Raw genomic sequence first — 23,728 nt, forward strand, 5'->3', positions numbered from 1 at the left:
CTCACTTCGCCTCCACCAGTTCCGGTGCCTTGGCCAGGAGAGGGCCGTTCCAGCGGTCTTCGAGGGCCCGCTCGACGGCGGCGCCGACGCGGTAGACGCGGTCGTCGCCGAGGACGGGGGCCATGATCTGCAGGCCGACCGGGAGGCCGTCGGCCAGCCCGCACGGGACGGAGATCGCGGCGTTGCCGGTGAGGTTGGCCGGGATCGTGCACAGGTCGGCCAGGTACATCGCGATCGGGTCGTCGGCGCGCTCGCCGATCGGGAACGCGGTGGTCGGCGTGGTCGGCGAGACGAGCACGTCCACCTGCTCGAACGCGGCCTCGAAGTCGCGCTTGATGAGCGTGCGGACCTGCTGCGCCTTGCCGTAGTAGGCGTCGTAGTAGCCGGACGACAGCGCGTACGTGCCGAGCATGATGCGCCGCTTGACCTCGGGCCCGAAGCCCTCCGCGCGGGTCAGCGCCATGACCTCCTCGGCGCTGCGGGCGCCGTCGTCGCCGACGCGCAGGCCGTACCGCATCGCGTCGAAGCGGGCCAGGTTGGACGAGCACTCCGACGGCGCGATCAGGTAGTAGGCGGGCAGCGCGTAGGTGAAGTTCGGGCAGGACACCTCGACGACCTTCGCGCCCAGGGATTCGAGGAGCTCCACCGCCTCGGTGAAGCGCGCCGAGACGCCCGGCTGGTAGCCGTCGCCCGCGAACTCCTTGACGACGCCGACGCGCAGCCCGTTGACGTCGGCGCGGCGGGCCGCCTCCACGACCGGCGGGACGGCCTCGCTCACCGACGTGGAGTCCATCGCGTCGTGGCCGCTGAACGCCTCGTGCAGGAGGGCCGCGTCCAGGACGTTCCGTGCGAACGGGCCAGGCGTGTCGAGCGACGACGCGAACGCGATCACGCCGTAGCGGGACGAGCCGCCGTAGGTGGGCTTCATCCCGACGATCCCGGTGACGGCGGCGGGCTGCCGGATCGAGCCGCCGGTGTCGGTGCCGGTGGACAGCGGCGCCTCGTAGGCGGCGACGGCCGCGGACGACCCGCCGGACGACCCGCCGGGGACGCGTTCCAGGTCCCACGGGTTGCGCGAGGTGAAGTAGGCGCTGTTCTCCGTGGACGAGCCCATCGCGAACTCGTCCATGTTCGTCTTGCCGAGGATGACCAGGCCGGCCTCGCGGAGCCGGGCCGTCACGGTCGCGTCGTACGGCGGCCGCCACCCTTCGAGGATCTTGGATCCGGCGGTGGTGGGCATGTCCTTGGTGGTGAACACGTCCTTGTGCGCGACGGGGACGCCGGCCAGCGGGCCGAGGTCCTCGCCCGCGGCGCGGCGCTCGTCCACCCGGCGGGCCTGCGCCAGCGTCGTGTCGCGGTCGACGTGCAGGAACGCGTTGACCTGGCCGTCCACCGCGGCGATGCGGTCCAGATGGGCCTCGGCCACCTCGACCGCCGACACCTCGCCGGCGGCGAGCAGCGCGCCGAGTTCCGCCGCGCTCTTCCTGACCAGCATCGTCACGCCTCCTCGTCCAGGATCCGCGGGACGCGGAAGCGCTGTCCCTCGGCCGCGGGCGCCCCGGAGAGGGCCTGCTCCGGCGGCAGGCACGGGCGGACCTCGTCCGTCCGGTAGACGTTGGTCAGCGGCAGCGCGTGCGAGGTGGGCGGGATGTCCTCCGCGGCGACCTCCTGCACCCGCGCGACCGCGGAGATGATCTGGTCGAGCTGGGCGGCGAGATGGTCGAGCTCATCGTCGCCGAGCGCCAGCCGGGACAGCCGGGCGAGATGCGACACCTCGTCACGGGTGATGGCGGACATGAGAAACAACCGTTCCTGCGAAGTGTTGGGTTCACCGGCCATCCTATGGGCCGCGTCCCCGTCCGCCCGACCGGTTTACGCGGGCGCGATCAGGCGCGCCGTTTCAGATCCCGGTGGCGGGAACGATGGTGGTCACCACCCCCGGACGACGAGAGGAGGACGCCATGACCATCGGCGGCAGCATCGCCCTGCTCATCATCGGCGCGATCCTGGCCTACGCGGTCGACTACGAGCTCAGCGGCGTCGACATCCGGCTGGTCGGGGTGATCCTGATGATCGGCGGCCTGATCGGGCTCGTCATCGGCGTCATCCGGATCGTCTCCGCCCGCCGCGCCGTCGCGCGCCGCCCCCCGCCGCAGCACGTCCGCGAGGAGTACTACGACTACGACGAATACGAGACCCGCCGCCGTCCCTACTGAGTGATCTAAGCGGCCGGTTCGGGGGCGCGCTGCATGTGGCGGCGGAGCCAGTCGGTGGCGGCCTCGGCGTCCATGGGGCGGCCGAAATGCCAGCCCTGGGCGGCGTCGCAGCCCATCTCGCGGAGCGCGCGGGCGGTGGCCGGGTCCTCGACGCCCTCGGCGACCGAGCGCAGGCCGAGGGTGCGGGCGAGGTCGACGATGGAGCGGACGATGACGGCGTCCTCGGTGGACTCGGCGAGCCGCCCCACGAACGACGAGTCGATCTTGATCTCCTCGACCGGGAGCCGGTTCAGCCGGACGAGCGAGGAGTAGCCGGTGCCGAAGTCGTCCAGGCTGAGCGGGATGCCGAGCTCGGCGAGCGCGCCGACGGTGTCGGAGGCGTAGGCGGGCTCGTTCATCAGGATCCGCTCGGTGATCTCCAGCTGGAGGGCGGCGGCGGGCAGGCCGCGGGCGAGCAGGCCCTCCTCGATCGTCTCGGTGAGGCCGGTGTCGAACAGGTCGCGTCCCGAGGCGTTCACCGCGACCTGGACGGTGAGGTCCTCGCGCCACCAGGCGGCGGCCTGCGCGAGCGCGTTCGTGACGACGTGGTGGGTGATCGAGCGCATCAGGTACGTCTGCTCGGCGACCGACAGGAACGCCTCGGGTTCGAGGATCCCCTTGTCGGGGTGCCGCCAGCGCAGCAGCGCCTCCATGCCGACGAGCTGGCCGTCCCGCAGGGACACCTTGGGCTGGTAGAACAGCTCCAGCTCGGAGCGATCGATGGCGCGGCGCAGGTCGCCGAGCATGCTGAGCCGGGCCGGGGAGTTGCGGTCCTTGCGGGCGGAGTAGATCTCGACGCCGGACCGGGCCTCCTTCGCGTTGTACATGGCGACGTCGGCGCGCTGGAGGAGGAGCTCGAAGTCGGGCGCGTGGTCGGGGAACAGCGCGATGCCGACGCTGCCCTCCAGGTCGAACGACATGCCGTCCAGCCGGACGGGTTCGCTCAGCGCGGCGCGGAGGCGGGCGGCGACCTCGCGGGCGGCGGCCTCGTCCCGGACGGACGGCAGCAGCACCGCGAACTCGTCGCCGCCGAGCCGGGCCACGAGGTCGCCGGGGCGGACGCTGTGCGTGAGGCGGTGCGCGACGAGCTGCAGGAGGCGGTCGCCGGTGGGATGCCCGAGGGTGTCGTTGACCTCCTTGAACCGGTCGAGGTCGAGGAGGAACAGCCCGGCTCGGTGCCGCGGCGGGTCGGCCGCCTTGCGGCGGCGCGGCGCGAGGGCGGCGCGCGGCGCGAGCTTGGCGGCGCCGCGCTGCTCCGCGCTCAGCTTCTCCGCGCTGCGCTTCTCGGCGCCGCGGGCCTCGGCGAGGGCCTCCTCCGTCCGGACGATCAGCAGCTTGCGGTTCGGGAGGCCGGTGAGCCCGTCGTGCAGGGCCTGGTGCTCGCGCCGGACGGACACCGACGCGTTCAGGTACACCGCGATGAACGGCAGGACGATCAGCGGCACGAAGGCGGCGGACCGGTCCATGGCGATGACCATGAGCGGCGCCAGGCCGAGCAGCGCCAGGTGCACGAGGACCTGGTAGCCGAGGTCCCAGCGGAGCGCCTTGACCAGCGAGACCCGCTCGTGCAGCGCGACGGCGGAGCTGACGAGCGTGTCGTTGCAGATGAAGTAGACGGCGCCGGCGAGCGCGATCGCCGCGAGGTCGGCGCCGTCGGGCACCCACAGGCTCGTGGGGGTGGCGAGGTCGCCGAACAGGGCGAGGACGAGCTGCGCGGCGGCGAGGCTGAGGGTGTACTGGGCGACGTTGAACGCGATGCGGTGCGGGGTGCGGCCGCGGAAGATCCCGCAGGTGATGACGGCGACGGCCTGCAGCGCGGCGGCGATCGGCAGGCCGGCGTACAGCAGCGCGGCGAACGAGAAGGTCGTGGACGTGGTCGCGCCGTTGTTCTCGGTGGAGCCGGGCGTGATGATCGGGCGGAGCTCGCCGAAGATGATGAAGCAGCCGAGGATCCAGAACACGGGCGTGCTCGCGAGCGCGTCCAGGTCGTCGGCGGTCAGCCCGGAGAACGCGACGCCGCCCGCGGCGACGCCGAGCAGGATGACGACGACGAAGTAGATCCACAACGGGGATCCACGGCGCGGCGCCGTGTTCCGCGTGTTGTTCGGGTCCTTCATCACATCCTCGGGGGGGATTCGGGGGGCGCATCCTCGGGGGGATTCGGGGCCGGCCCCGGCACCGGACGTCCCCGACCTTGAGGGACGCCCCTCGGGTGTTACGTCCGGAGATTCAGGTGTAGGTCGTGATGAGAGGGAGGGTACGGCCTTTGCTCAACTTCGCGAAACCATTTGGGTACGTTCCGTTATGCCTGATCCCTGCCCGCCGCTCACCGTTGGGTAGTTGAAGTGTACCCCTGAGTAACGCAACCCTGGTGGCGGGGTTTCGACCACGCGGCGTTATTCGTCGGCGCTGACGGTTACGGCCTTGGCCGCATCCGGTCCGTCGGCGAGGAGAACACGGAACCCTTCCTCCCCCAAGACCGATACGCCCAACTTGACCGCTTTGTCATATTTCGACCCAGGGCTGTCACCTGCGACGACGAAGTCCGTTTTCTTGGACACCGACCCGGACACCTTGCCGCCGAGCCGCTGCACCGCCTCGGTCGCCGAGTCCCGGCTGAACCCCTCCAGCGACCCGGTGATCACCACGGTCACGCCGGCCAGCGGACGCGGGCCGGCCGCGCCCTCGTCCTCCATCCGCACGCCCGCCGCCCGCCACTTCTCGACGATCTCCCGATGCCAGTCGTCCTCGAACCACGCCCTGATCGCGGCGGCGATCGTCGGGCCGACGCCGTCCACCGCGGCCAGCTCCTCCTCGGACGCGGTCGCGATCGCGTCCATCGAGCGCATCTCGCGGGCCAGGTCCTGCGCCGCCGCCGGGCCCACGTGCCGGATCGACAGCGCCACCAGCACCCGCCACAGCGGCTGCCGCTTGGCCTTCTCCAGCTCGTCGAAGAGGATCTCGACCGTCTTCTTCGGCTCGCCCTCCTTGTTCGCGAAGAACGACACGACCTTCGGCTCGCCGGTCTTCGGGTCGATCTTGGACGTGCCCGTCTTCTGGTCGAGGACGAGGCTCCTGATCGGCAGCAGCTCCGCCACGGTCAGATGGAACAGGTCGCCCTCGTTCTTGACCGGGGGCTCGGCGGGCTCCAGCGGCTGCGTCAGCGCCGTCACGGCGACATAGCCGAGCGCGTCGACGTCGAGCGCGTTGCGGCCCGCCACGAAGAACAGCCGCTCGCGCAGCTGCGCGGGGCAGTACCGGGCGTTCGGGCAGCGGATGTCGGCGTCGCCCTCCTTCTCGTACGCCAGCTCCGTGCCGCACTCGGGGCAGTGCGAGGGCATCGCGAACTCGCGCTCGGAACCGTCCCGCAGCGCGGTCACCGGCGCGAGGATCTCGGGGATCACGTCGCCGGCCTTGCGCAGCACGACCGTGTCGCCGATCAGCACGCCCTTGCGCTTCACCTCGCTCGCGTTGTGCAGCGTGGCGCGCTCGACGGTCGACCCGGCGACCTTCACCGGCTCCATCACGCCGTAGGGGGTGACGCGTCCCGTCCGGCCGACGCCGACCTTGATGTCGAGCAGCCTGGTGTTGACCTCCTCCGGCGGGTACTTCCACGCGATCGCCCAGCGCGGCGCGCGGCTCGTCGAGCCGAGCCGCCGCTGGAGGGAGAACTGGTCGACCTTGACGACGACCCCGTCGATCTCGTACGCGGTGCCGTGCCGGTCCTCGCCGTACCCGGCGATGTACGCGCGGACGGCGTCCATCCCGCCGAGGACCTTGTACCGGTCGCTGACCGGCAGGCCCCAGCCGCGCATCAGCTCGTACGCGCCGGACTGGCTCTCCGGCTGCGTCCCGCCCCGCCAGGCACCGAACCCGTGGACGAGCATGCCGAGCGGCCGGTGCGCGGTGATCCGCGGGTCCTTCTGCCGCAGCGACCCGGCGGCGGCGTTGCGCGGGTTGGCGAACGGCTCCTTGCCGGCCTCGACCTGGGCCGCGTTCACCTGCTCGAACCCCTCGACGGGGAGGAAGACCTCGCCGCGCACCTCGAGGACGTCCGGCCAGCCGTCGCCCGCCAGCCGGGACGGGATGTCGGCGATGGTGCGGACGTTGTTGGTGACGTCCTCGCCGGTGCGCCCGTCGCCGCGCGTGACGCCGCGGACGAGCCGCCCCTGCTCGTAGGTCAGCGCGATCGCCAGGCCGTCGATCTTCAGCTCGCACAGGTAGCCGGCGACCTCGCCGACCTCCCGCACGACGCGCTCGTCCCACGCCCGCAGCTCGTCGTCGCTCATCGCGTTGTCGAGGCTCTGCATCCGCTCCAGATGCTCGACGGTCGCGAAGTCGGTGACGATCGGCGCGCCGACCCGCTGCGTCGGCGAGTCGGGCGTGACCAGCTCCGGATGCCGCTCCTCCAGGTCGCCGATCTCGCGCATCCGGGCGTCGTACTCGGCGTCGGTGAGCGTCGGCTGGTCGAGGACGTAGTAGCGGTAGTTGGCCTCGTCGATCTCCCGGCTCAGCTCCAGATGCCGCTGCCGTGCCTCACTCGGAACCGTGTCGCTCATGGTCATGCCCCTATTGTCTCCGTCGCGTCCGACAATACGAGGCCGCCGCGCCCCAGGTCAGTCGGCCGCCTCGTAGATCATCCGTGCCGTGTCGCGGCAGTGTGCCAGGGCCTCGCGGACGTAGCGCGGCGACGCGCCCGCCATACCGCATGCCGGGGTGATCACGACCAGCCGCGCCAGCTGCGCGGACGGGAAGCCGAGCCGCCGCCACAGCTGCCGCACCGGCTCGGCGGTCGTCTGGAGGGACGGCAGGACGCCGTCCGCCGCGCGCACCGCGCCGACGAGGAGGCCCGTCCCCGCGTCGATCGTCTCGCCGACCGCGTCGTCGTCGCGCCTCGGGACGAGGCTCAGATCGACCGAGATCCCCTTCGCGCCCGCGCCCCGCAGCAGCGCGAACGGGACGTTCCGCGCGCAGCAGTGAACGATCGGGAACGCGTCCGTCGCCTCGATCACCGTGCGGAGCGTCTCCTCTGCGATGGGCTCCTCGACCGCACGGAGCCGCGAGAAGCCGCTGGCGGTCGGGACCGTCCCGGCGAGGGCGGCGGGCAGGGCCGGCTCGTCCAGCTGGAGGACGATCTCCGCGGCGGGCAGGCGGCGCCGGACGTCCGCGACGTGCGCGGCGGCGCCCTCGGCGAGCGAGGCGGCCAGGTCGCGGACGGCGCCCGGGTCCTTGAGCGCCCGGTCGCCGTGCTTCAGCTCGATCGTCGCGGCCAGCGTCCACGGCCCGCACACCTGGATCTTGAAGGGCCCGTCGTGCCCGCCCGCGACCTCCTCCAGGACGTCCAGGTCGCGGGCCAGATGGTCGCGGGACCTGGACGTGTCGAGCCCCGGACGGTCGGAGAACCGCCAGCCGGACGGCTCCAGGTGGATCGCCATGTCGACCAGCAGCCCGGCCGTCCGTCCCGTCAGGTCGGCGCCGGGACCGCGCGCGGGCAGCTCCGGCAGATGCGGCATCTCGGGCAGCTCGCCCAGGACGACCCGCAGCGCCTCCGCCGGGTCGCCGCCCGGATACGACCCGACACCGGTCGCCGTCCCCGCCTGCCACGGATAGCTAGTCGTCACAGGTGCGACCCTATCGGCGCGCCGCCCGCGCACTCCCCCAGGCCGGGACGCGGGCGCACTCCCCTAGGCCGGGACGCGGGCGGTGTCGGCGATCGTCGCGGACGCGAGCACGCGGTCGCCGTCGTACAGGACGGCGGCCTGCCCCGACGCGACCCCGCGGGCGGGGCTGGACAGGCGGATGCGCAGGACGTCGCCGTCCCGCTCGGCCGTGCAGCCGTAGACCTCGCCGTGCGCGCGGAGCTGGACGTGGCAGCCGAACGGCCCCGCCGGCGCGTCGCTCAGCCACACCGGACGCTCGCCGGTGATCTCGTCGACGTCCAGCGAGTCGCGCGGCCCCACGGTCACCGTGTTCGTCACCGGGGAGATGTCCAGGACGTACCGCGGACGCCCGTCGGGCGCGGGCGTGCCGATCCGCAGCCCCTTGCGCTGCCCGATCGTGTAGGCGTAGGCGCCGTCGTGGCGTCCGACCTCGTTGCCGTCGGCGTCGACGATCGGGCCGGGCGCCTCGCCGAGCCGCTCGGCCAGGAAGCCGCGCGTGTCGCCGTCCGCGATGAAGCAGATGTCGTGGCTGTCGGGCTTGTCGGCCACCTGGAGGCCGCGCCGCTCCGCCTCCCGCCGGATGTCGGCCTTGGACGTGTCGCCGAGCGGGAACAGCGCGTGCGCGAGCTGCTCGGGCGTGCACACGGCGAGGACGTAGGACTGGTCCTTGCCGGCGTCGACGCCGCGGCGCAGGACGCCGTCGTCCAGCCGCGCGTAGTGGCCGGTGCAGACCGCGTCGAAGCCCAGCGCCCTGGCACGATCCAGCAGCGCCGCGAACTTGATCTTCTCGTTGCAGCGCAGGCAGGGGTTCGGGGTGCGGCCCGCCGCGTACTCGCTGACGAAGTCCTCGACGACGTCCCGGTGGAAGCGCTCGGCGAGGTCCCACACGTAGAACGGGATGCCGATCACGTCGGCGGCGCGGCGCGCGTCCCTGGAGTCCTCCAGGGTGCAGCAGCCCCGGGCGCCCGACCGGTACGACTGCGGGTTGCTGGACAGGGCCATATGGACGCCGGTGACGTCGTGCCCGGCCTCGGCGGCGCGGGCGGCGGCCACGGCGGAGTCGACGCCGCCGGACATGGCGGCGAGTACACGGAGAGCCATAACCCTTCGAGGGTACGCGCCGCGGGGCCCTCACCCGTCATCGATTTCCGGACCCGGGCGGGCGGCGGCGGGAAGCGCGGCGGCTCACGTAGGGTTTACCGGGACGGGCATGGCCTCGCCGGACTCCCGGCCGAGCCCCGCGCCATGCCGGGACACATCCTCCAGCGACCTCATCGGCCCCGGTCCTGAGGCGGCTCGGCCGCTTGACCACGACAAGGAAGAGACGACAGTTGGGAATCTTCCGTCGTCCGCGCGACGCGTCCGCGGTGACGCCGCCCGCGATCAGCGAGTTCTGGGAGTGGTGGGCGCAGGCCCGCCCGACGATCGAGGCGTCGCTGGCCGCCGGGCCCGACCAGCCCGAGCCCGAGACGCCCGGCGAGGGGCTGTCCGCGGACGCGATCGAGGAGCTGTCCCGGCGCATCCACAAGATCCACCCGGGGCTGCTGTGGGAGATCGGCGGCGCGGAGGACCGGGCCCCCTCCCTCACCGTGACCGGCGGCGGGAACCCGGAGCTGCGCGGCGTCACCGAGCGCTGGGCGCGGTCCGCGCCGTCCGGGGCGGCGGCGGGCGGCTGGGTGTTCCACCCGGCCCGGCAGGCCGACCCGGAGATGCTCGGCCAGGACCTCGTCCTCGGCGACCACGAGTTCGACCTGGAGTACGTCCGGCTCGGCATGCGCGCCGACTCGGGCCGCGCCCGCGTGCACCTCACCGCCTACCACCCCGACTTCCTGTTCGTCGCGGCGGAGCAGCAGATCCAGGTCGCGATGAACGTCCTGCACTGGGCGCTCGGCGAGGACGACGTCGCCCGCTGGGTCGGCGAGGTCACGATCGCGACGGAGGCGCCGATCGACGCGCTGCCGCCGTCGATGCTGCCGTCGGTCATCGAGCAGGTCTCCGAGCCGTTCGCCGAGCCCGCGTGGCTGACCGGCGAGGGACGCACCCCGCGGGGCCATCCCGCCCGCCTCGGCGCCCGGTTCCCGCTGCACCGGCAGGACTACCCGCTCTGCGACCTGCACGTGGCGATCAGCGTCCCGTACGCCAACAGCAACCCCGACCGGCTGCCCGTCGAGCCGTCCTCGGGCGCGCTGCGGGCGTTCGAGAAGAAGCTCGCCAAGCTCGGCGACCGCGCGGTCCTGGCCGTCCGCGAGACCGGCGACGGCCTGCGCGTCTTCCACCTCTACGCCGACCCCGACTCCGGCGTGATCTCCGAGCTCGATCAGCTCGCCGCCGGATGGTCGGAGGGGAAGGCGAAGGTCGCGTCCACCAGCGACCCCGGCTGGAAGGCCCTTACGCCCTACCAGCCGTGAGGCCGGTCAGCTGAGGCCGGTCAGCTGAGCCCGGCCTGGCGGGCGCGCTCGACGGCGGGGGCGATGGCGTCGGCGAGGGCCTTGACGTCGGCCTCGGTGGAGGTGTGGCCGAGGGTGAAGCGCAGCGAGCCGCGGGCGTGCTCCGCGGTCGAGCCCATCGCGGTCAGGACGTGGCTGGGCTGGGAGACGCCGGCGGAGCAGGCCGAGCCCGTGGAGCAGGCGATGCCGCGCGCGTCCAGCAGCATGAGCAGCGCGTCGCCCTCGCAGCCGGGGAACGAGAAGTGCGCGTTGCCGGGGAGCCGGTCGGCGGGGTCGCCGTTCAGGACCGCGTCCGGCACGGCGGCGCGGACGGCGTCGATCAGCTGGTCGCGCAGGTCGGTGAGCCTGCGCGCCTCGGCGTCCCGGTGCGCGACCGCGACCTGGACGGCGGCGGCGAACCCGGCGATGGCGGGCGTGTCGAGCGTCCCGGACCGGACGTCGCGCTCCTGGCCGCCGCCGTGCAGCAGCGGCACCGGGTCGACGAGGACGGGCGGGTACGGCTTGGCGAGCAGCAGCGCGCCGACGCCGACGGGGCCGCCGAGCTTGTGCCCGGTGACCGTGAGCGCGTGCGCGCCGCTCGCCGCGAACGAGACGGGCAGCGTCCCGGCGGCCTGGACGGCGTCGGTGTGCAGGGGGACGCCGTGCTCGCGGCCGGTGGCGGCCAGTTCGGCCACCGGCTGGACGGTGCCGACCTCGTTGTTGGCCCACATCACGCTCGCGAGCGCGACGTCGTCGCCCAGCGCGTCGGCGAGGGCCTCGGGACGGACGCGTCCTGCGTCGTCCACGGGAATCCAGTCGACGCGGGCGCCCTCATGGTCGGCGAGCCACTGCACGGAGTCCATGACGGCGTGGTGCTCGACGGCGCTGGCCAGCACGCGGGTGCGGGCGGGGTCGGCGGCGCGGCGGGCCCAGTAGAGGCCCTTGACGGCGAGGTTGTCTGCCTCGGTGCCGCCGGAGGTGAACACGACCTCGCTCGGACGGGCGTCGAACGCCTCCGCGATGATCTCGCGGGACTCCTCGACGACCCGGCGGGCGCGCCGGCCCGCCGCGTGCAGCGAGGACGGGTTCCCGATCTCGCGCAGCTCCGCCGTCATCGCCTCGATGGCCTCGGGCAGCATCGGGGTGGTCGCCGCATGGTCGAGGTAGGTCACCACGCGCACAACAGTATCCGCGTGCCGGATGTTCCCTTCGCGGTGCCCCGGCGCGACGGCGGCTCCCGCGCGGGAATCGCGCCGGAATACGGGCGGGAATCGGGCGGGAATACGGGCGGCGGCGGCCCGGTTGGCCGTCTGTACCGTCCAGCCGGTACAGTAAAATGACCATGATGAAGGACGCCCTCCTCGACGCCGCCGAAGCCGTCCTCTCCGAGCAGGGGACGCAGGCGCTGACGCTCACCGCGGTCGCGGACCGCGCGGGCGTCAGCAAGGGCGGGCTGCTCTACCACTTCCCGACCAAGGAGGCCCTGGTCCGGGCGATGGTGGCGCGGGTCATCGACGAGTTCGACGACCTGATCGCGACCTACCTCGACTCCTACGGGGACGGCGTCCCCGGCGCCTACACCCGGGCCTACGTCGAGGCCACGTTCGAGATCCTGACCGGGGAGGCCCGCGCGTACCGGCGCTGGTCGGCCATCACGGCCGCCGCCGCCGATCCGGAGCAGGCCGCGCCGCTGAACGAGGCGATGCGGCGCTGGCACGGGAGCGCCCCCGCGGACGACCCCGACCCGGGCATCGCGACCGTCGTCCGGCTGGCGGCCGAGGGGCTCTGGGAAGTGGTGAGCCACGATCCCGGCCTGTACGGCGAAGAGCAGCTCGAAGCGCTGCGACGGCGGCTGCTGGGCCTGCTGGAGCTTTGACGCCGGACGGCGCCCGCCGTCCATCCCGACCGATCCGCCCCATCCCGACCGACCCGCCCGAACGCCCCCGGACCCACGCCTGGAGCGTTCCACGACTGCCAGAAAGAGGTGAACCATGCTGTTCCGCGCCCGTTCGGGAACGTTCCTGACCTTCGCGCTCGCCGGCCTGCTGACCGGTGTGTGGGTGGCGCGCATGCCCGCGCTCGCCGCCAAGTTCGGGACGAGCGAGGCCGAGATCGGCGTCGTCGTCCTCGTCTGGGGGCTCGGCGCGGTCGCGGCCATGCAGGCGCTGCGCGGCGTGATGGCCCGCGCCGGGAGCCGCGCCGCCCTGCAGGTCGCGCTGCCGCTGACCGCGCTGTCGTACGCGGCCGTCGCGCTCGCGCCCACGTACGGCGTGCTGCTCGCCGCCGTGGTGCTGTTCGGCATGACGTTCGGGATCACCGACATCGCGATGAACGCGCAGGGCAGCGTCGTCGAGCGGGCGTACGGGCGGTCGATCATGAGCGGCATGCACGCCGGGTGGTGCGTCGGCGCGATGAGCGGCGGGCTGTTCGGCGTCGTCACCGCCGCTGCCGGGCTCGGGTTCACCGCGACCGTCCTGACCGCCGCGCTGCTGACGCTGCCCGCCGGGCTCGCGCTCGGCCGCACCTACCTGCCCGACCCGCCGGCCCCGGCCGCGTCCGGGACGGGACGCGGGGCGCGCCGCCTGCCGCCCGCCGTGTACCTGATCGGCGTCCTCGGGTTCATCGCGTTCATGGCCGAGGGCTCGATCGCGGACTGGAGCGGGCTGCTGCTGCACGACGAGATGGGCGCCACCGAGGCCGTCGCGGCGGCCGGGTACCCGATGTTCGAGCTGGCGATGCTGCTCGGACGGCTCGTCGGCGACCGCGTCCGGATGCGACTCGGCACCCGCCGGCTGCTGACCGGCGCGGGGCTCGGCACCGCGCTCGGGATGACCGTCGTCGTGCTGGCGCCCGCGCCGTCCGTCGCGATCGCCGGGTTCTTCGTGACGGGGCTGGTGGTCTGCACGGTCGTCCCGACGACGATCTCGCTGGCCGGGACCGCGGCGCCGGACCGTCCCGCGGCGGCCGTCGCGCAGGTCGGCGCGATGGGCTACGGCGGGCTGCTGCTCGGCCCGGTCGTGGTCGGGTTCCTGGGGGACGCCACGTCCCTGCGCGTCGGCGTCGGCACGGTCGTCGTGCTGGCGCTGCTGATCGCCGCGGGCGCCCGCTACGTCCCGCTCGGCGCCGGCGGCGACGTCGCCGCGCCGGCCGAGGTCCCGGTGGACGCGGGCCGCGCGGGCGACGCGCGCCCGGAACCCGTCGCGGCCTGACCTTCCTGGTCCGCCGCGCGATCCGATATAACCCCATCGGTGTTCTTTCCTGGTGATGGGGGCGGTGGATGAGCGAGTGGCGGGTGCCGGGCTACACGGAGATGCGGGTGCTCGGCGAGGGCGGGCAGGGTCGCGTCGTGCTCGCGCGGCACGACGCGACCGGCCTCCCGGCGGCGATCAAGTACCTCGCGGAGTCCCTGGCCGGGGACGAGGGTTTCCGCACGCGGTTCCGCGCCGAGGCCGGGCTGCTGCGGCGGCTGCGCAACCCGTTCGTCACCCAGCTGTTCGGGCTGGTCGAGGCGCCGGACGGCGCCGCCATCGTCATGGAGGCGGTGGACGGCGCGTCCCTCAAGGCGGTCCTCGCCGAGCGCGGGCCGCTGGAGCCCGAGGCCGCGCTGACCGTGCTGAAGGGCTCGCTGCTGGGCCTGGCGGCGGCGCACGACGTCGGGATCGTCCACCGCGACTACAAGCCCGCGAACGTGATCGTGCGCGGCGACGGGCTGAGCAAGCTCATCGACTTCGGCATCGCCGTGGACGCGGGCGAGGCCGGACGGTCGGGCACCCCCGTCTACATGGCGCCGGAGCAGTGGCGGGACGAGCCCGCCTCCCCCGCCACCGACGTGTACGCGGCGGCGTGCGTGTTCTTCGAATGCGTGACGGGCCGGCGGCCTTACACCGCCGAGGATCAGGTGGGGCTGATGGGCCGCCATCTGACGGCGCCGATCCCGGTGGAGGACGTCCCCGAGCCGCTCCGCCCGCTGATCGAGCGCGGGCTGGCGAAGAACCCGTGGGACCGTCCGCTCGGCGCGTCCGGGTTCGTCGCTGAGCTGGAGTCGGTCGCGTCGGGCGCGTACGGGCCGGGCTGGGAGGCGAACGGCGTCCGGACGCTCGCGGGGGCGGCCGCCGCGCTGTCCATGCTGTTCCCGCTCACCGCGCTGGGCATCGCGTCCGGCGGGTCGGCCTCGGGCGCGGCGGGGGCGGCGGGAGCCGCCGGAGCCGGGGCCGCCGGTGCGGGCGGTGCGGGCGGCGCGGGCGCGGGCGGTGCGGGCGCGGGAGCCGCCGGGGCCGCGGGCAAGGGCGGGGTCATCAGCGTGCTGGGCGCGAAGGGCACGGCCGCCGTGGCCGCGGGCGGAGCCGCCGCCGTGGCCGCGGGCGGCGGCGCGGCGGTCTACGTCGCCACCGCGGACGAGACGCCGAAGGCGCCGCCGATCGCGACGCAGCTCGTCTCGCTCAGCGAGCCGCAGCAGGACCTGGGCCGCGGGATGACGTTCCAGGCGCAGGGTCAGATCGTCCGGGTCACGGGCGGCGACCCCGCGCTCACCCGGAAGATCAACCAGGCGCTGCGGGCGCCGCTCGAACAGCGCTGGACCAAGACGCGGAACGGCCTGGAGGACATCGGCAGGGGCCGCTACACCGACCTGGTGAGGCCGCAGATCCTGATGCGCAACGACCGGCTGCTTTCGGTCTGGTACACCGTCGCGCTGCAGGGCGAGCGCGGGTCGGGCTGGGACACCCCCACCGCCGCGGTCGTCGACCTGCGGACCGGCACGCTCTACCGGCCGCCCGGCCTGTTCCGCGCCGCGACCCCGCAGGCGCTCGCGCCGCTGGACGCGCGGATCGCGGCGAACATGCCCGGCGGCGACTACTGCGGCGGCAGCGCGGACCAGGCCGCTCCGCCGGGCGGGGCCGAATCCCCGTCCAAGTTCGTCAACACCGCCGACGTCGCGATGGCGCTCACCCCGAAGGGCGTCCGGGTCGCGTTCCACGCCGGGCTGCTGGGCTACACCATGGCGTGCGGGACGCAGGACGCGGTCGTCCCGTACGGCGAGGTGGACGCGCTGCTGAAGCCGGAGCTGCTGGCGGCCGTCCGGTCCCCGTCGCCGGAACGTTCCTGAGACGCGAAGCGCCCCGGCGACGGTCTGCCGCCGGGGCGCTCGCGCGTGATCACTTGCGCTTGGTGATCTCCTCGGTGAGCTGCGGCGCGACCTGGAACAGGTCGCCCACGATCCCGTAGTCGACGAGCTCGAAGATCGGCGCCTCGGGGTCCTTGTTGATGGCGACGATGGTCTTCGAGGTCTGCATGCCGGCCCGGTGCTGGATGGCGCCGGAGATGCCGACCGCGATGTAGAGCTGCGGCGACACGGTCTTGCCGGTCTGGCCGACCTGGAACGAGTGCGGGTACCAGCCCGCGTCGGTCGCGGCCCGGGACGCGCCGACGGCCCCGCCGAGCGAGTCGGCCAGGCCCTCGATGATCGAGAAGTTCTCGGCGCCGCCGACGCCGCGCCCGCCGGACACGACGATCGCGGCCTCGGTCAGGTCCGGGCGCTCGCCCTTCTCCTGGACGACCTTCTCCACGACCTTCGCGGCCTTGTCGGCGTCCGACAGCGCGACCGTGACCTGCTCCTCCGCCGGAGCGGCCGCGGCGGAGGACGCCTCGGGCGCGACCGAGTTCGGCCGGACGGCGATGATCGGCGTGCCGGTCCGCACCCGGGCGTGCGCGATGATGCCGCCGCCGAAGATGGAGTGCTCGGCGACGAAGCCGTCGGTGACGTCCACGACGTCGGTGAGCACGCCGGAGCCGGTCTTCACCGCGAGGCGTCCGGCGATCTCCTTGCCCTCGGCGGTCGCGGCGACGAGCACCGCGGCCGGGGACTTCTCGTTCACCAGCTGCGCCAGCAGCGCGGCCTTCGGCGCGACGACGTAGGAGGTCAGCTCCTCGTCGGCGGCCACGTACACCTTGCCGGCGCCGTACTCGGCCAGCCTGTCCTTCGCACCCTCGTAGCCGGGGCCGACCCATACCGCGGCGGCCTCGCCGTGCCGGTTCGCCAGCGTCAGCAGTTCGAGCGTGACCTTCTTGACCTCACCGTCGACATGGTCGACGAGGACGAGAATCTCCGCCATTGTTCGCTAATCCCCTTCCCCGGTCAGACGAACTTCTTCGACGCGAGGAACTCGGCGATCTTCGCGCCGCCGTCGCCCTCGTCGGTGACGATCTGACCCTTCGCGCGCGGCGGCGCCTCGGCGAAGTCGACCACCTCGGTGGCCGCGTTCGCCAGGCCGACCCGGTCCGCCTCGATGCCGGCGTCGGCCAGGCCGAGCGTCTCCACCGGCTTCTTCTTGGCCGCCATGATCCCCTTGAACGACGGGTACCGCGGCTCGTTGATCTTCTCGACGACGCTGACGACCGCGGGCAGGGTGGCCTCGACCCGGTCGAAGCCGTAGTCGGTCTGCCGCTGCACCTTGATGGACGTCCCGTCGATCTCGACCTTGTTCGCGAGCGACAGCTGCGGGACGCCGAGCCGCTCGGCGAGCATCGCTGCGAGCATCCCGGTCCGCGCGTCGGTGGACTCCGACCCGAGGATCACCAGGTCGAACCCGGTGCGGCCGAGCGCCTGCTGGATCGCGTAGGACGTCTGCAGCGCGTCGGAGCCGGCGAGGCCGTCGTCGAGGAGGTGGACGGCCTTGTCGGCGCCCATCGCCAGGGACTTGCGGATGGACTCCGAGGCCTTGTCGGGGCCCATGGACAGCACGGTCACCTCGCCGTCGCCCCGAGCCTCCTTGATCCGCAGCGCCTCCTCGATCGCGTACTCGTCGAGTTCGTTGATGACGCCGTCCGCCGCGGCGCGGTCCAGCGTGCTGTCATCGGACTTCAGCTTGCGCGGGCTCTCCGTATCGGGAACCTGCTTCACCAGGACGACGATGTTCATGGCCGGTGGCCGACCTCCCTGCACTCAGTTGGCCGCTGAGGTCAGCGGCGGATTCGATGTCACAGCCTGCCAAACACCCGAACGGGCTTCGGACCCGGGTCCCGGATTCGGCCATGCCCCTCGATGTTACTCGCGGGTAGTGCCCGGGCAAAATTCACTAGAACCGGTTCACGGCGGTCTGCAGCCGGTCCATCGTGCCCTCCAGCGAGCTCTGCAACCCGTACATCGGGGAGAAGCTCGGCGTCAGCGACAGCACGCCGAACACCGCCGCCAGCGCCAGCACGCCGAGGACGATCCCGGCCGCCGCGATGCGCCTCGGCCTTCGCGCCACGGACAAGAACATCCGCTCCAGCTGGCGGCGGGGGCCGCTGACACCCGGGGCCGTCCACAGCACCGCCGCTCCCGTCCCGGCCCCGAACGCGCAGGCGCTGAGCGAGTCGATCTCCCCGCCGACCGCCGACACCGCGACGAGGCCGAGCGGCACGGCGACCGTGAACGCCGCCGCGTACGGGACGGTCAGCAGCGTCCGCCCGAACGCCCACGCCCAGCCGCGCGCCGTCGTCCCCGCGACCCGCAGCAGCGTCACCGCGCCCAGCGACAGGACGAGCCCGGCGATCGGCGCCATGATCACGATGCCGACCGCGATCACCACGACCATGGCGGCGAGCAGCCGCGCCCATCCTCGCGCCACGGCCAGCTCATGCCCGTCCGCCGCCGTCGCGGAGGCGGGCGCGGGCGATGCGGAGGCGGGCGATGCGGAGGCGGGCGTCGCGGAGGCGGGCGTCGGCGCGGGCGATGCGGTCGGGGGCGTGGCAGGCGGCGGCACGGAGGCCGGTGGTTCGGGACGGCGTGGCGCGGGGGCCGTGGGCATGGTCAGCCGGGAGGTCGCCTCGGCCAGTTCGTCCGCCGAGGGACGGGCGTCCGGGTCAGGGTCTGCGGCCGCGATGACCAGGGGGCGAAGGCCGGTGGGCAGGTCGTCGGCGGGCGCCTCGTGGTCGCCGGTGGCCGCGAACGTCACGGTCGCCGCCCATGCCCGGACGTCTCCGCCGGCGCTCGGGCTCCCCGTCAGCGCGAAGTCGACGACGACCGGCGCGCCGTCCACGACGAGGACCGTCTCCTGGCCCAGCGCGCCGTGCGCGAGACCGGTCCGGTGGATGGCGGCGAGCGCCCTGGCCAGCCCGAACGCCATGCGGTGCAGCGCGTCCCCGGACACCGGCCCCTGCTCGGCGACCGTCTCCGCCAGCGGCCGTCCGGGGACGAAGCGGGACACCACATACGGCTGGGTCGCGGTCGCGTCGCCGTCCAGGACGTCCACCACGTAGGGGCTGAGGACCTCGCGCATGCGGGCGATGTCGGGCGCGGCGCCCGGCGGGAGCAGCCTGATCGCCACGTCGCGGCCATCGGCCCCCGCGGCGCGGTGGACGACGCCGCCGGAACCGGCGCCGCCGCCCAGCCGGGACAGCAGCCGGTACGGACCGATGTGCTCCTGGTGGCCGATCTCGCCGCTCATATCGCACGCCACCCTACCGACCGGAGGCGTCCCGCCGAGACGCGTCCGGCCGCCTGTGGGAGGACGACCCCCACGCCGCCCGGAACGGCCTTGTCACATGCCGGGCAGGTCGTACACGAGGTCGCGGACGTCGGCGCGCAGGCTCTCCAGGTCCTGGCCCATGCCGTCCAGCGGGGTGGTGTCGGGCGGCTGCTCCTGGGACAGGACGACCAGCACCACCGCGAAGATCCCGACGACCAGCGCGCCCGCGAGCGCGGCCTCCGTGCGAGGGAAGATCGCGCCCCAGACCCGGGCGAGCTGCCGCCGGGGCGCGCCGCTGCCCGGCGCGAGGCAGAGCAGCCCGATCACCGCCATGGCGGAGTACGCGATGGCGTTCGAGGCGGTCATGTCGGACTTGGCGAAGATCAGCACGACGAGCATGACCAGCCCGGCGATGACGCTGAGGGACGTCCACAGCACGGTGGACATCAGTGCGCCCGGCAGGTGCAGCGGCGTCCTGAACGCGGCGGCCACGGCGTCGCCGGAGCGCGGTCCGCGCCGCGTCTGGCGTCCCTCCATGCCCTTGGCGGCCTTGTCGGCCATCCGCAGGACGAGCACGCCGGCGATGGTGACGCCGACCGCGAGCAGCGGCGCGATGTCGGCGAAGCCGAGCAGCGCCACCAGGACGAGAACGCTGAGGAACCGGTACCAGCCGTAGGGCTTGCGGCGGTCTTTCTCCGCCCGCTCCGCGACGCGGCGCTGCGCGTCCTGCGTCTGCGGGTCGTAGGGGCCTGGGCCGCGTTGCAGCCCGCCCGGCGGCGGCTGGTTCGGCGGCGCGTACTGCGGCGGGTATCCGCCCTGGTCGTACGGGCCGGGCGGGGCGTAGCCGCGCTGCTGGAACTGCTCGCCCGCCTTGTACGGCGCGGGTCCTGGCGGCGGGACGGGCGGCGGCGCGGCGGGCGGCAGCTGCCCGACGAAGTCCCTCGGCTGCGCCGGGGCCGGGGCGGGCGTGGGCGGCGGGCCCGGCACCGGGATGGCGGTCGAGCCGGGCGTGGTGGGACGCGCCTGCTGCACCTCCTGCGGCGGCGGAGCAGACACCGGCATGGAGAACTGCCGGGAGTGGTCGGCCGCGGTCTCCTCCAAGGGCTGCGACGTGCCGGGCGTGCTCGGCGTGCTGGGTGTCGGCTGCGACGTGCCAGGCCCCTGCGACGCGCTCGGCGACGGGTAGTGCCGGTCGACGCGGGTCTGGTCGGTGATGGTGGCTTCGAGGTGGATGCGGCGGGTGAGCTGCACCAGGTTGACCGCCGTGGGACGTTCGGCGGGGTGCCGCGCCATCGCCGAGCGGAGCACGGGCAGCATCGCGTCCGGGACGCCTCCCAGGTCGGGCGTGCCCTGCATGATCTTGTAGAAGATCGACTCGAAGGTGCCGGAGCCGAACGGCGGGCGGCCGGTCGCGGCGTAGGCGACCGTCCCGGCCCAGGCGTGCACGTCCGACGGCGGGCCCGCGTCCTCGCCCTCGATGATCTCCGGCGCCAGGTAGCCGGGCGTGCCGATGACCATCCCGGTCGCGGTCAGCCGGGTCGCGTCGGCGGCCTGCGCGATGCCGAAGTCGATCACGACGGGCTCGCTGTCGACGAGCATCACGTTGCCGGGCTTCATGTCCCGGTGGACGATCCCGGCGCCGTGGATCGCCGACAGCGCGGCCCCCAGCCCCACGGCGAGCCGCTGCAACGCGGGCCCGTAGATCGGCCCGGAGTCCTCGACGATCTCCTCGAGCGTCCGGCCCGGCACGTACTGGGTGACGATGTAGGGCTGGTCGGCGGTCACGTCGGCGTCGAGGATCTCCGCGACGTGGGGGCTGTGCACCCGGCGCATCGAGTCGACCTCGCGGGCGAGCCGGCGACGCGCCGTGGCGTCCCCCGCGACCGCGGGCCGCAGCACCTTGATGGCCACGTTCCGCCCCTCGGGGTCGGCGCCGAGGTAGACGACGCCCATTCCCCCTTCCCCGAGGGTCTGGAGCAAGCTGTAGTGGCCGATTCGGTCCCCGGACGTGACGGCTCCCTTCATCGTTTCCGAAACCCTACCCCCGTCGATCGTGCCCGAAGATCTCATCCGCATCAGGCCGCGGACACCCCGCGACGCCTGGTCGCGGCCCCGTCGCCGTCAGCGAGGGCGCCGGCGAGCCAGCGCGCCGACGGGCGCTCTGCCGGGTCGCGCCGGAACGCCGTCCGCAGCAGCCCGGCCAGCGGCTCCGGCACGCCGTCGAGGTCGGCCTGGCCGCGCAGGATGCGGAAGCAGACGCCGTGCAGCGAGCCGCGCCCGAACGGCGGGCGGCCCGTCGTGGCGTACGCGACCGTCGCCGCCCACGAGAACACGTCGGACGCGGTGGTGGCGCGCTCCCCCTCGATGAGCTCCGGCGCCAGGTAGGCGGGCGTCCCCACGACCATCCCGCGCCTGGTGATCTGCTCGGCGCCCGACTCGTGCGCGATGCCGAAGTCGATCAGCGTCGGCCGGTCGCCCATCACGATCACGTTGCCGGGCGCGACGTCCCGGTGCAGGACGCCCGCGTCGTGGACGTCCCCGAGCGCGAGCGCCAGCCGCCGCGCGAACCGGGCGAGCCGGTCGCGGCGCAGCGGCCCGTACGCCGGGACCAGGTCGTTCAGCGGGCAGCCCGGCACGTACTGCATGACCACGTACGGCCGCTCCGCCGTGATCTGGCCGTCCAGCAGCCGCGCGACGTAGTCGCTGCGCACGCGCGCCTGCGCGGACATCTCGCGCGCCAGCCGGCTGATCGCCTCCGGCTCCCCCGCGGCCTCCGGGCTCAGCTCCTTCACCGCGACCTCGCGGCCGCCCGGGTCCATGGCCAGATGGACCACGGCGGTGCTCCCCCGGCCGATCTCGTCCAGCAACCGATAGCCGCCCAGCCGTCGATGCTTCCCCATGCCTCTTTTGACGCCGGAAACCGGGCCGACGTTCCGGACAAATCGGACCAAACGATCGAGGCGGCCGACCAGGTCAGGCGCGGCGGGCGGCCTGGCGGGCGCGGCGCTCCTCGCGGCGGGTCTCGAACTTGGTCGCGGACGCGTCGAGCGCGTCCAGGAACTCGGCCAGTTCCTCGCGGGCCTTCTCGCCCTCGCCGGACAGGTCGGTGCGCTCGAAGATGCTCCACTTGCGCAGCACCGGGATGAGGACGTCGTCGTGGTGCAGGCGCAGGTCGTAGATGCCCGCGTTGGCGATCACGACCGACTTGCGGAGGAACCCGTCGATGCTGTGGCCGGGCATCTGGAACCCCTTGACGACGTCGGTGATCGCCCGCATCGTCGCGTTCGGCGCCGCCTCCAGCGCGGCGTTCAGCAGGTTCCGGTAGAAGATCATGTGGAGGTTCTCGTCCGCGGCGACGCGGGTCAGCATCTGCTCGCACAGGGGGTCGCCGGACGCCATGCCCGTGTTGCGGTGCGAGACGCGGGTGGCGAGTTCCTGGAACGACACGTACGCGGCGCCGTGCAGGAACGAGTCGCCGTGGTCGGCGTCGTAGCCGGCCTCCATGTGGCGCATGCGGGCGCGCTCCAGCGCGATCGGGTCGACCGCGCGGGTGGCGGTCAGGTAGTCGCGGATGACGATGCCGTGCCGGTTCTCCTCGGCCGTCCACCGGTTGACCCAGGTGCCCCAGGCGCCGTCGCGGCCGAACGCGGTGGAGATGGCGTTGTGGTAGCCGGGCAGGTTGTCCTCGGTGAGCAGGTTGACGACGAGCGACTCGCGCGCCTCGGGGCTCAGCTTCGACTGCTCGAGCGACCACGGCTCGCCGCCCAGGGGCCCGTCGAAGTCGCGGCCTTCGCTCCACGGGACGTACTGGTGCGGGAACCACTCCTTGGCCATCGACAGGTGCCGGTTCAGTTCGTTCTCGACCACCGGCTCGAGGTCGACCATGAGGCCGGTCTGGAACTTCTCTTCGGGGGTCACGGACATGCGGTTCCTTCGCTGGACGAGGGCGGTCTGCCGGACGGCGCCGCCGTGTCCGCGACGCCGAGAGGGCTCCTAGCAGGCCGGACGTGCATAACCTACTAAAGCGTAGGTTCGATCGTCGCCACTGAGCGTGAGCCCCGTCAAGTAAGCCCCGCGACAAGCGACCGGCGGCGAGTTTTGTAGATCCGAGCAATACGGGGGCGTGCGGGACAGGTCACCGCGTGTCGGCGGCCTGCTGCCACATGCGGTTCACCGCGGCCCTGAGCAGCGGCCTCGGGACGAGCCGCAGCGCCGGGAACGCGGCCTTGTACTGCATGCCCGGGATGCACAGCGCCCGCCCGGTGGCCACCGCCTCCAGCCCGGCCCTCGCCACGTCGTCGCGCCGCAGCCACAGCAGGTTGGACGGGACGTCGTCGTCCGTCCGCGTGAACCCGGGGCACAGCGCCGTCACGTGGACGCCCTTCCCCGCGACCTCGGAGTGCAGGCTCTCGGAGAAGGCCGCCACGTACGCCTTCGTCGCGCCGTAGGTGGCGCTGCCGGGCGACGGCGCGAACCCCGACATCGACGACACGTTCAGGACGCCGCCCCGCCCGCTGTCGAGCATCCCCGGCAGCACGGCGTGGGTGAGCCGGACCAGCGCGGTCACGTTCAGCTCGACCTGCGCGAGCTGGCCGTCGAGCGGCGCCTCCGCGAACGCTCCAAAAGCGCCGTGGCCCGCGTTGTTCACCAGAAGTTCCACCGGGTCGGCGCTCAGCCGTCCCTCGACCTCGGCGCGCTGCACCGGGTCGGTCAGGTCGGCCGCCAGTACCTCCACCGCGACGCGGTACCGCTCGACCAGCTCGCGGGCCAGGCCGTCCAGCCGCTCGGCCCGGCGCGCCACGATCACCAGATCGGTGCCGCGGCCCGCCAGGAGGCGGGCGAAGCTCTCACCGATCCCGCTGGACGCACCCGTCACAAGAGCGGTGCGGTACGCGTGTCGCATGGCGGGAGATGCTATCGGCGGATCTTGACAGGGCCGG

The 23,728-nt window shown here is 73.4% G+C and carries 19 protein-coding genes; 5 read left to right on the forward strand and 14 right to left on the reverse strand.

The annotated features are described in order from the left end of the window. Nucleotide 1: 1 nt before the first annotated feature. Entirely contained in the window at nucleotides 2–1,495 is a 1,494-nt protein-coding gene (gene gatA, locus ACH35V_RS11995; protein ID WP_395971991.1) for an Asp-tRNA(Asn)/Glu-tRNA(Gln) amidotransferase subunit GatA, read from the reverse strand. Nucleotides 1,496–1,497: 2 nt separating this feature from the next. Beyond that, nucleotides 1,498–1,797, reverse strand: a complete 300-nt coding sequence (gene gatC, locus ACH35V_RS12000; protein WP_395971993.1) for an Asp-tRNA(Asn)/Glu-tRNA(Gln) amidotransferase subunit GatC — start codon at nucleotides 1,795–1,797, stop codon at nucleotides 1,498–1,500. A 164-nt stretch (nucleotides 1,798–1,961) separates the two neighbouring features. Between gatC and ACH35V_RS12005 the strand changes: the two genes are divergently transcribed. Beyond that, on the forward strand, nucleotides 1,962–2,216 hold the full coding sequence (locus ACH35V_RS12005; RefSeq protein WP_395971995.1) for a DUF6458 family protein: 255 nt from the start codon (nucleotides 1,962–1,964) through the stop codon (nucleotides 2,214–2,216). Between the two features lie 5 nt (nucleotides 2,217–2,221). Here the strand turns inward: ACH35V_RS12005 and ACH35V_RS12010 are convergent, their stop codons facing one another. From ACH35V_RS12010 to mnmA, 4 genes are all read right to left on the reverse strand, one after another. Then, entirely contained in the window at nucleotides 2,222–4,372 is a 2,151-nt protein-coding gene (locus tag ACH35V_RS12010; RefSeq protein ID WP_395971997.1) for a putative bifunctional diguanylate cyclase/phosphodiesterase, read from the reverse strand. Nucleotides 4,373–4,651: 279 nt separating this feature from the next. Next, entirely contained in the window at nucleotides 4,652–6,820 is a 2,169-nt protein-coding gene (gene ligA, locus ACH35V_RS12015) for an NAD-dependent DNA ligase LigA (protein WP_395971999.1), read from the reverse strand. Between the two features lie 51 nt (nucleotides 6,821–6,871). Beyond that, the gene (locus tag ACH35V_RS12020; protein WP_395972000.1) at nucleotides 6,872–7,876 is read right to left on the reverse strand and encodes a methionine synthase; all 1,005 of its coding nucleotides are present in this window, start codon (nucleotides 7,874–7,876) and stop codon (nucleotides 6,872–6,874) included. A gap of 63 nt (nucleotides 7,877–7,939) precedes the next feature. Continuing rightward, on the reverse strand, nucleotides 7,940–9,016 hold the full coding sequence (gene mnmA / locus ACH35V_RS12025) for a tRNA 2-thiouridine(34) synthase MnmA (RefSeq protein ID WP_395972002.1): 1,077 nt from the start codon (nucleotides 9,014–9,016) through the stop codon (nucleotides 7,940–7,942). Nucleotides 9,017–9,246: 230 nt separating this feature from the next. Here mnmA and ACH35V_RS12030 point away from each other — a divergent pair, with 230 nt between their 5' ends. After that, complete coding sequence (locus ACH35V_RS12030) at nucleotides 9,247–10,323, forward strand: DUF695 domain-containing protein (RefSeq protein WP_395972004.1); 1,077 nt, start codon at nucleotides 9,247–9,249, stop codon at nucleotides 10,321–10,323. 20 nt (nucleotides 10,324–10,343) lie between these two features. Here the strand turns inward: ACH35V_RS12030 and ACH35V_RS12035 are convergent, their stop codons facing one another. Continuing rightward, on the reverse strand, nucleotides 10,344–11,513 hold the full coding sequence (locus ACH35V_RS12035) for a cysteine desulfurase family protein (protein ID WP_395972060.1): 1,170 nt from the start codon (nucleotides 11,511–11,513) through the stop codon (nucleotides 10,344–10,346). A 164-nt stretch (nucleotides 11,514–11,677) separates the two neighbouring features. Between ACH35V_RS12035 and ACH35V_RS12040 the strand changes: the two genes are divergently transcribed. The 3 genes from ACH35V_RS12040 to ACH35V_RS12050 all read left to right on the forward strand — a co-directional run bounded on the left by ACH35V_RS12040 (nucleotide 11,678) and on the right by ACH35V_RS12050 (nucleotide 15,445). Further along, nucleotides 11,678–12,217, forward strand: a complete 540-nt coding sequence (locus ACH35V_RS12040; RefSeq protein ID WP_395972006.1) for a TetR/AcrR family transcriptional regulator — start codon at nucleotides 11,678–11,680, stop codon at nucleotides 12,215–12,217. 115 nt (nucleotides 12,218–12,332) lie between these two features. Further along, nucleotides 12,333–13,550, forward strand: a complete 1,218-nt coding sequence (locus ACH35V_RS12045) for an MFS transporter (RefSeq protein WP_395972007.1) — start codon at nucleotides 12,333–12,335, stop codon at nucleotides 13,548–13,550. 68 nt (nucleotides 13,551–13,618) lie between these two features. Continuing rightward, the gene (locus tag ACH35V_RS12050) at nucleotides 13,619–15,445 is read left to right on the forward strand and encodes a serine/threonine-protein kinase (RefSeq protein WP_395972008.1); all 1,827 of its coding nucleotides are present in this window, start codon (nucleotides 13,619–13,621) and stop codon (nucleotides 15,443–15,445) included. Between the two features lie 49 nt (nucleotides 15,446–15,494). Here the strand turns inward: ACH35V_RS12050 and ACH35V_RS12055 are convergent, their stop codons facing one another. The 7 genes from ACH35V_RS12055 to ACH35V_RS12085 all read right to left on the reverse strand — a co-directional run bounded on the left by ACH35V_RS12055 (nucleotide 15,495) and on the right by ACH35V_RS12085 (nucleotide 23,691). Next, nucleotides 15,495–16,451, reverse strand: coding sequence for an electron transfer flavoprotein subunit alpha/FixB family protein (locus ACH35V_RS12055; protein WP_395972010.1), 957 nt, complete (start codon nucleotides 16,449–16,451; stop codon nucleotides 15,495–15,497). Nucleotides 16,452–16,474: 23 nt separating this feature from the next. Then, nucleotides 16,475–17,257, reverse strand: a complete 783-nt coding sequence (locus tag ACH35V_RS12060; protein ID WP_395972012.1) for an electron transfer flavoprotein subunit beta/FixA family protein — start codon at nucleotides 17,255–17,257, stop codon at nucleotides 16,475–16,477. A 157-nt stretch (nucleotides 17,258–17,414) separates the two neighbouring features. Then, entirely contained in the window at nucleotides 17,415–18,767 is a 1,353-nt protein-coding gene (locus ACH35V_RS12065; protein WP_395972014.1) for a hypothetical protein, read from the reverse strand. A gap of 93 nt (nucleotides 18,768–18,860) precedes the next feature. Beyond that, nucleotides 18,861–20,864: a protein kinase gene (locus ACH35V_RS12070; RefSeq protein WP_395972016.1), complete on the reverse strand. Its 2,004-nt coding sequence runs from the start codon at nucleotides 20,862–20,864 to the stop codon at nucleotides 18,861–18,863. Beyond that, nucleotides 20,864–21,688 (reverse strand): serine/threonine-protein kinase, encoded by an 825-nt coding sequence (locus ACH35V_RS12075; protein ID WP_395972017.1) that lies wholly within the window; start codon nucleotides 21,686–21,688, stop codon nucleotides 20,864–20,866. Before ACH35V_RS12075 ends, ACH35V_RS12070 begins: the two co-directional genes overlap by 1 nt. Before the next feature lie 73 nt (nucleotides 21,689–21,761). Further along, the gene (locus ACH35V_RS12080) at nucleotides 21,762–22,712 is read right to left on the reverse strand and encodes an acyl-ACP desaturase (protein ID WP_395972018.1); all 951 of its coding nucleotides are present in this window, start codon (nucleotides 22,710–22,712) and stop codon (nucleotides 21,762–21,764) included. A 211-nt stretch (nucleotides 22,713–22,923) separates the two neighbouring features. Then, nucleotides 22,924–23,691, reverse strand: coding sequence for an SDR family NAD(P)-dependent oxidoreductase (locus ACH35V_RS12085; protein WP_395972019.1), 768 nt, complete (start codon nucleotides 23,689–23,691; stop codon nucleotides 22,924–22,926). Nucleotides 23,692–23,728: the final 37 nt, after the last annotated feature.

The organism is Actinomadura sp. 1N219 (assembly GCF_044326405.1).
Taxonomy (GTDB): domain Bacteria; phylum Actinomycetota; class Actinomycetes; order Streptosporangiales; family Streptosporangiaceae; genus Spirillospora.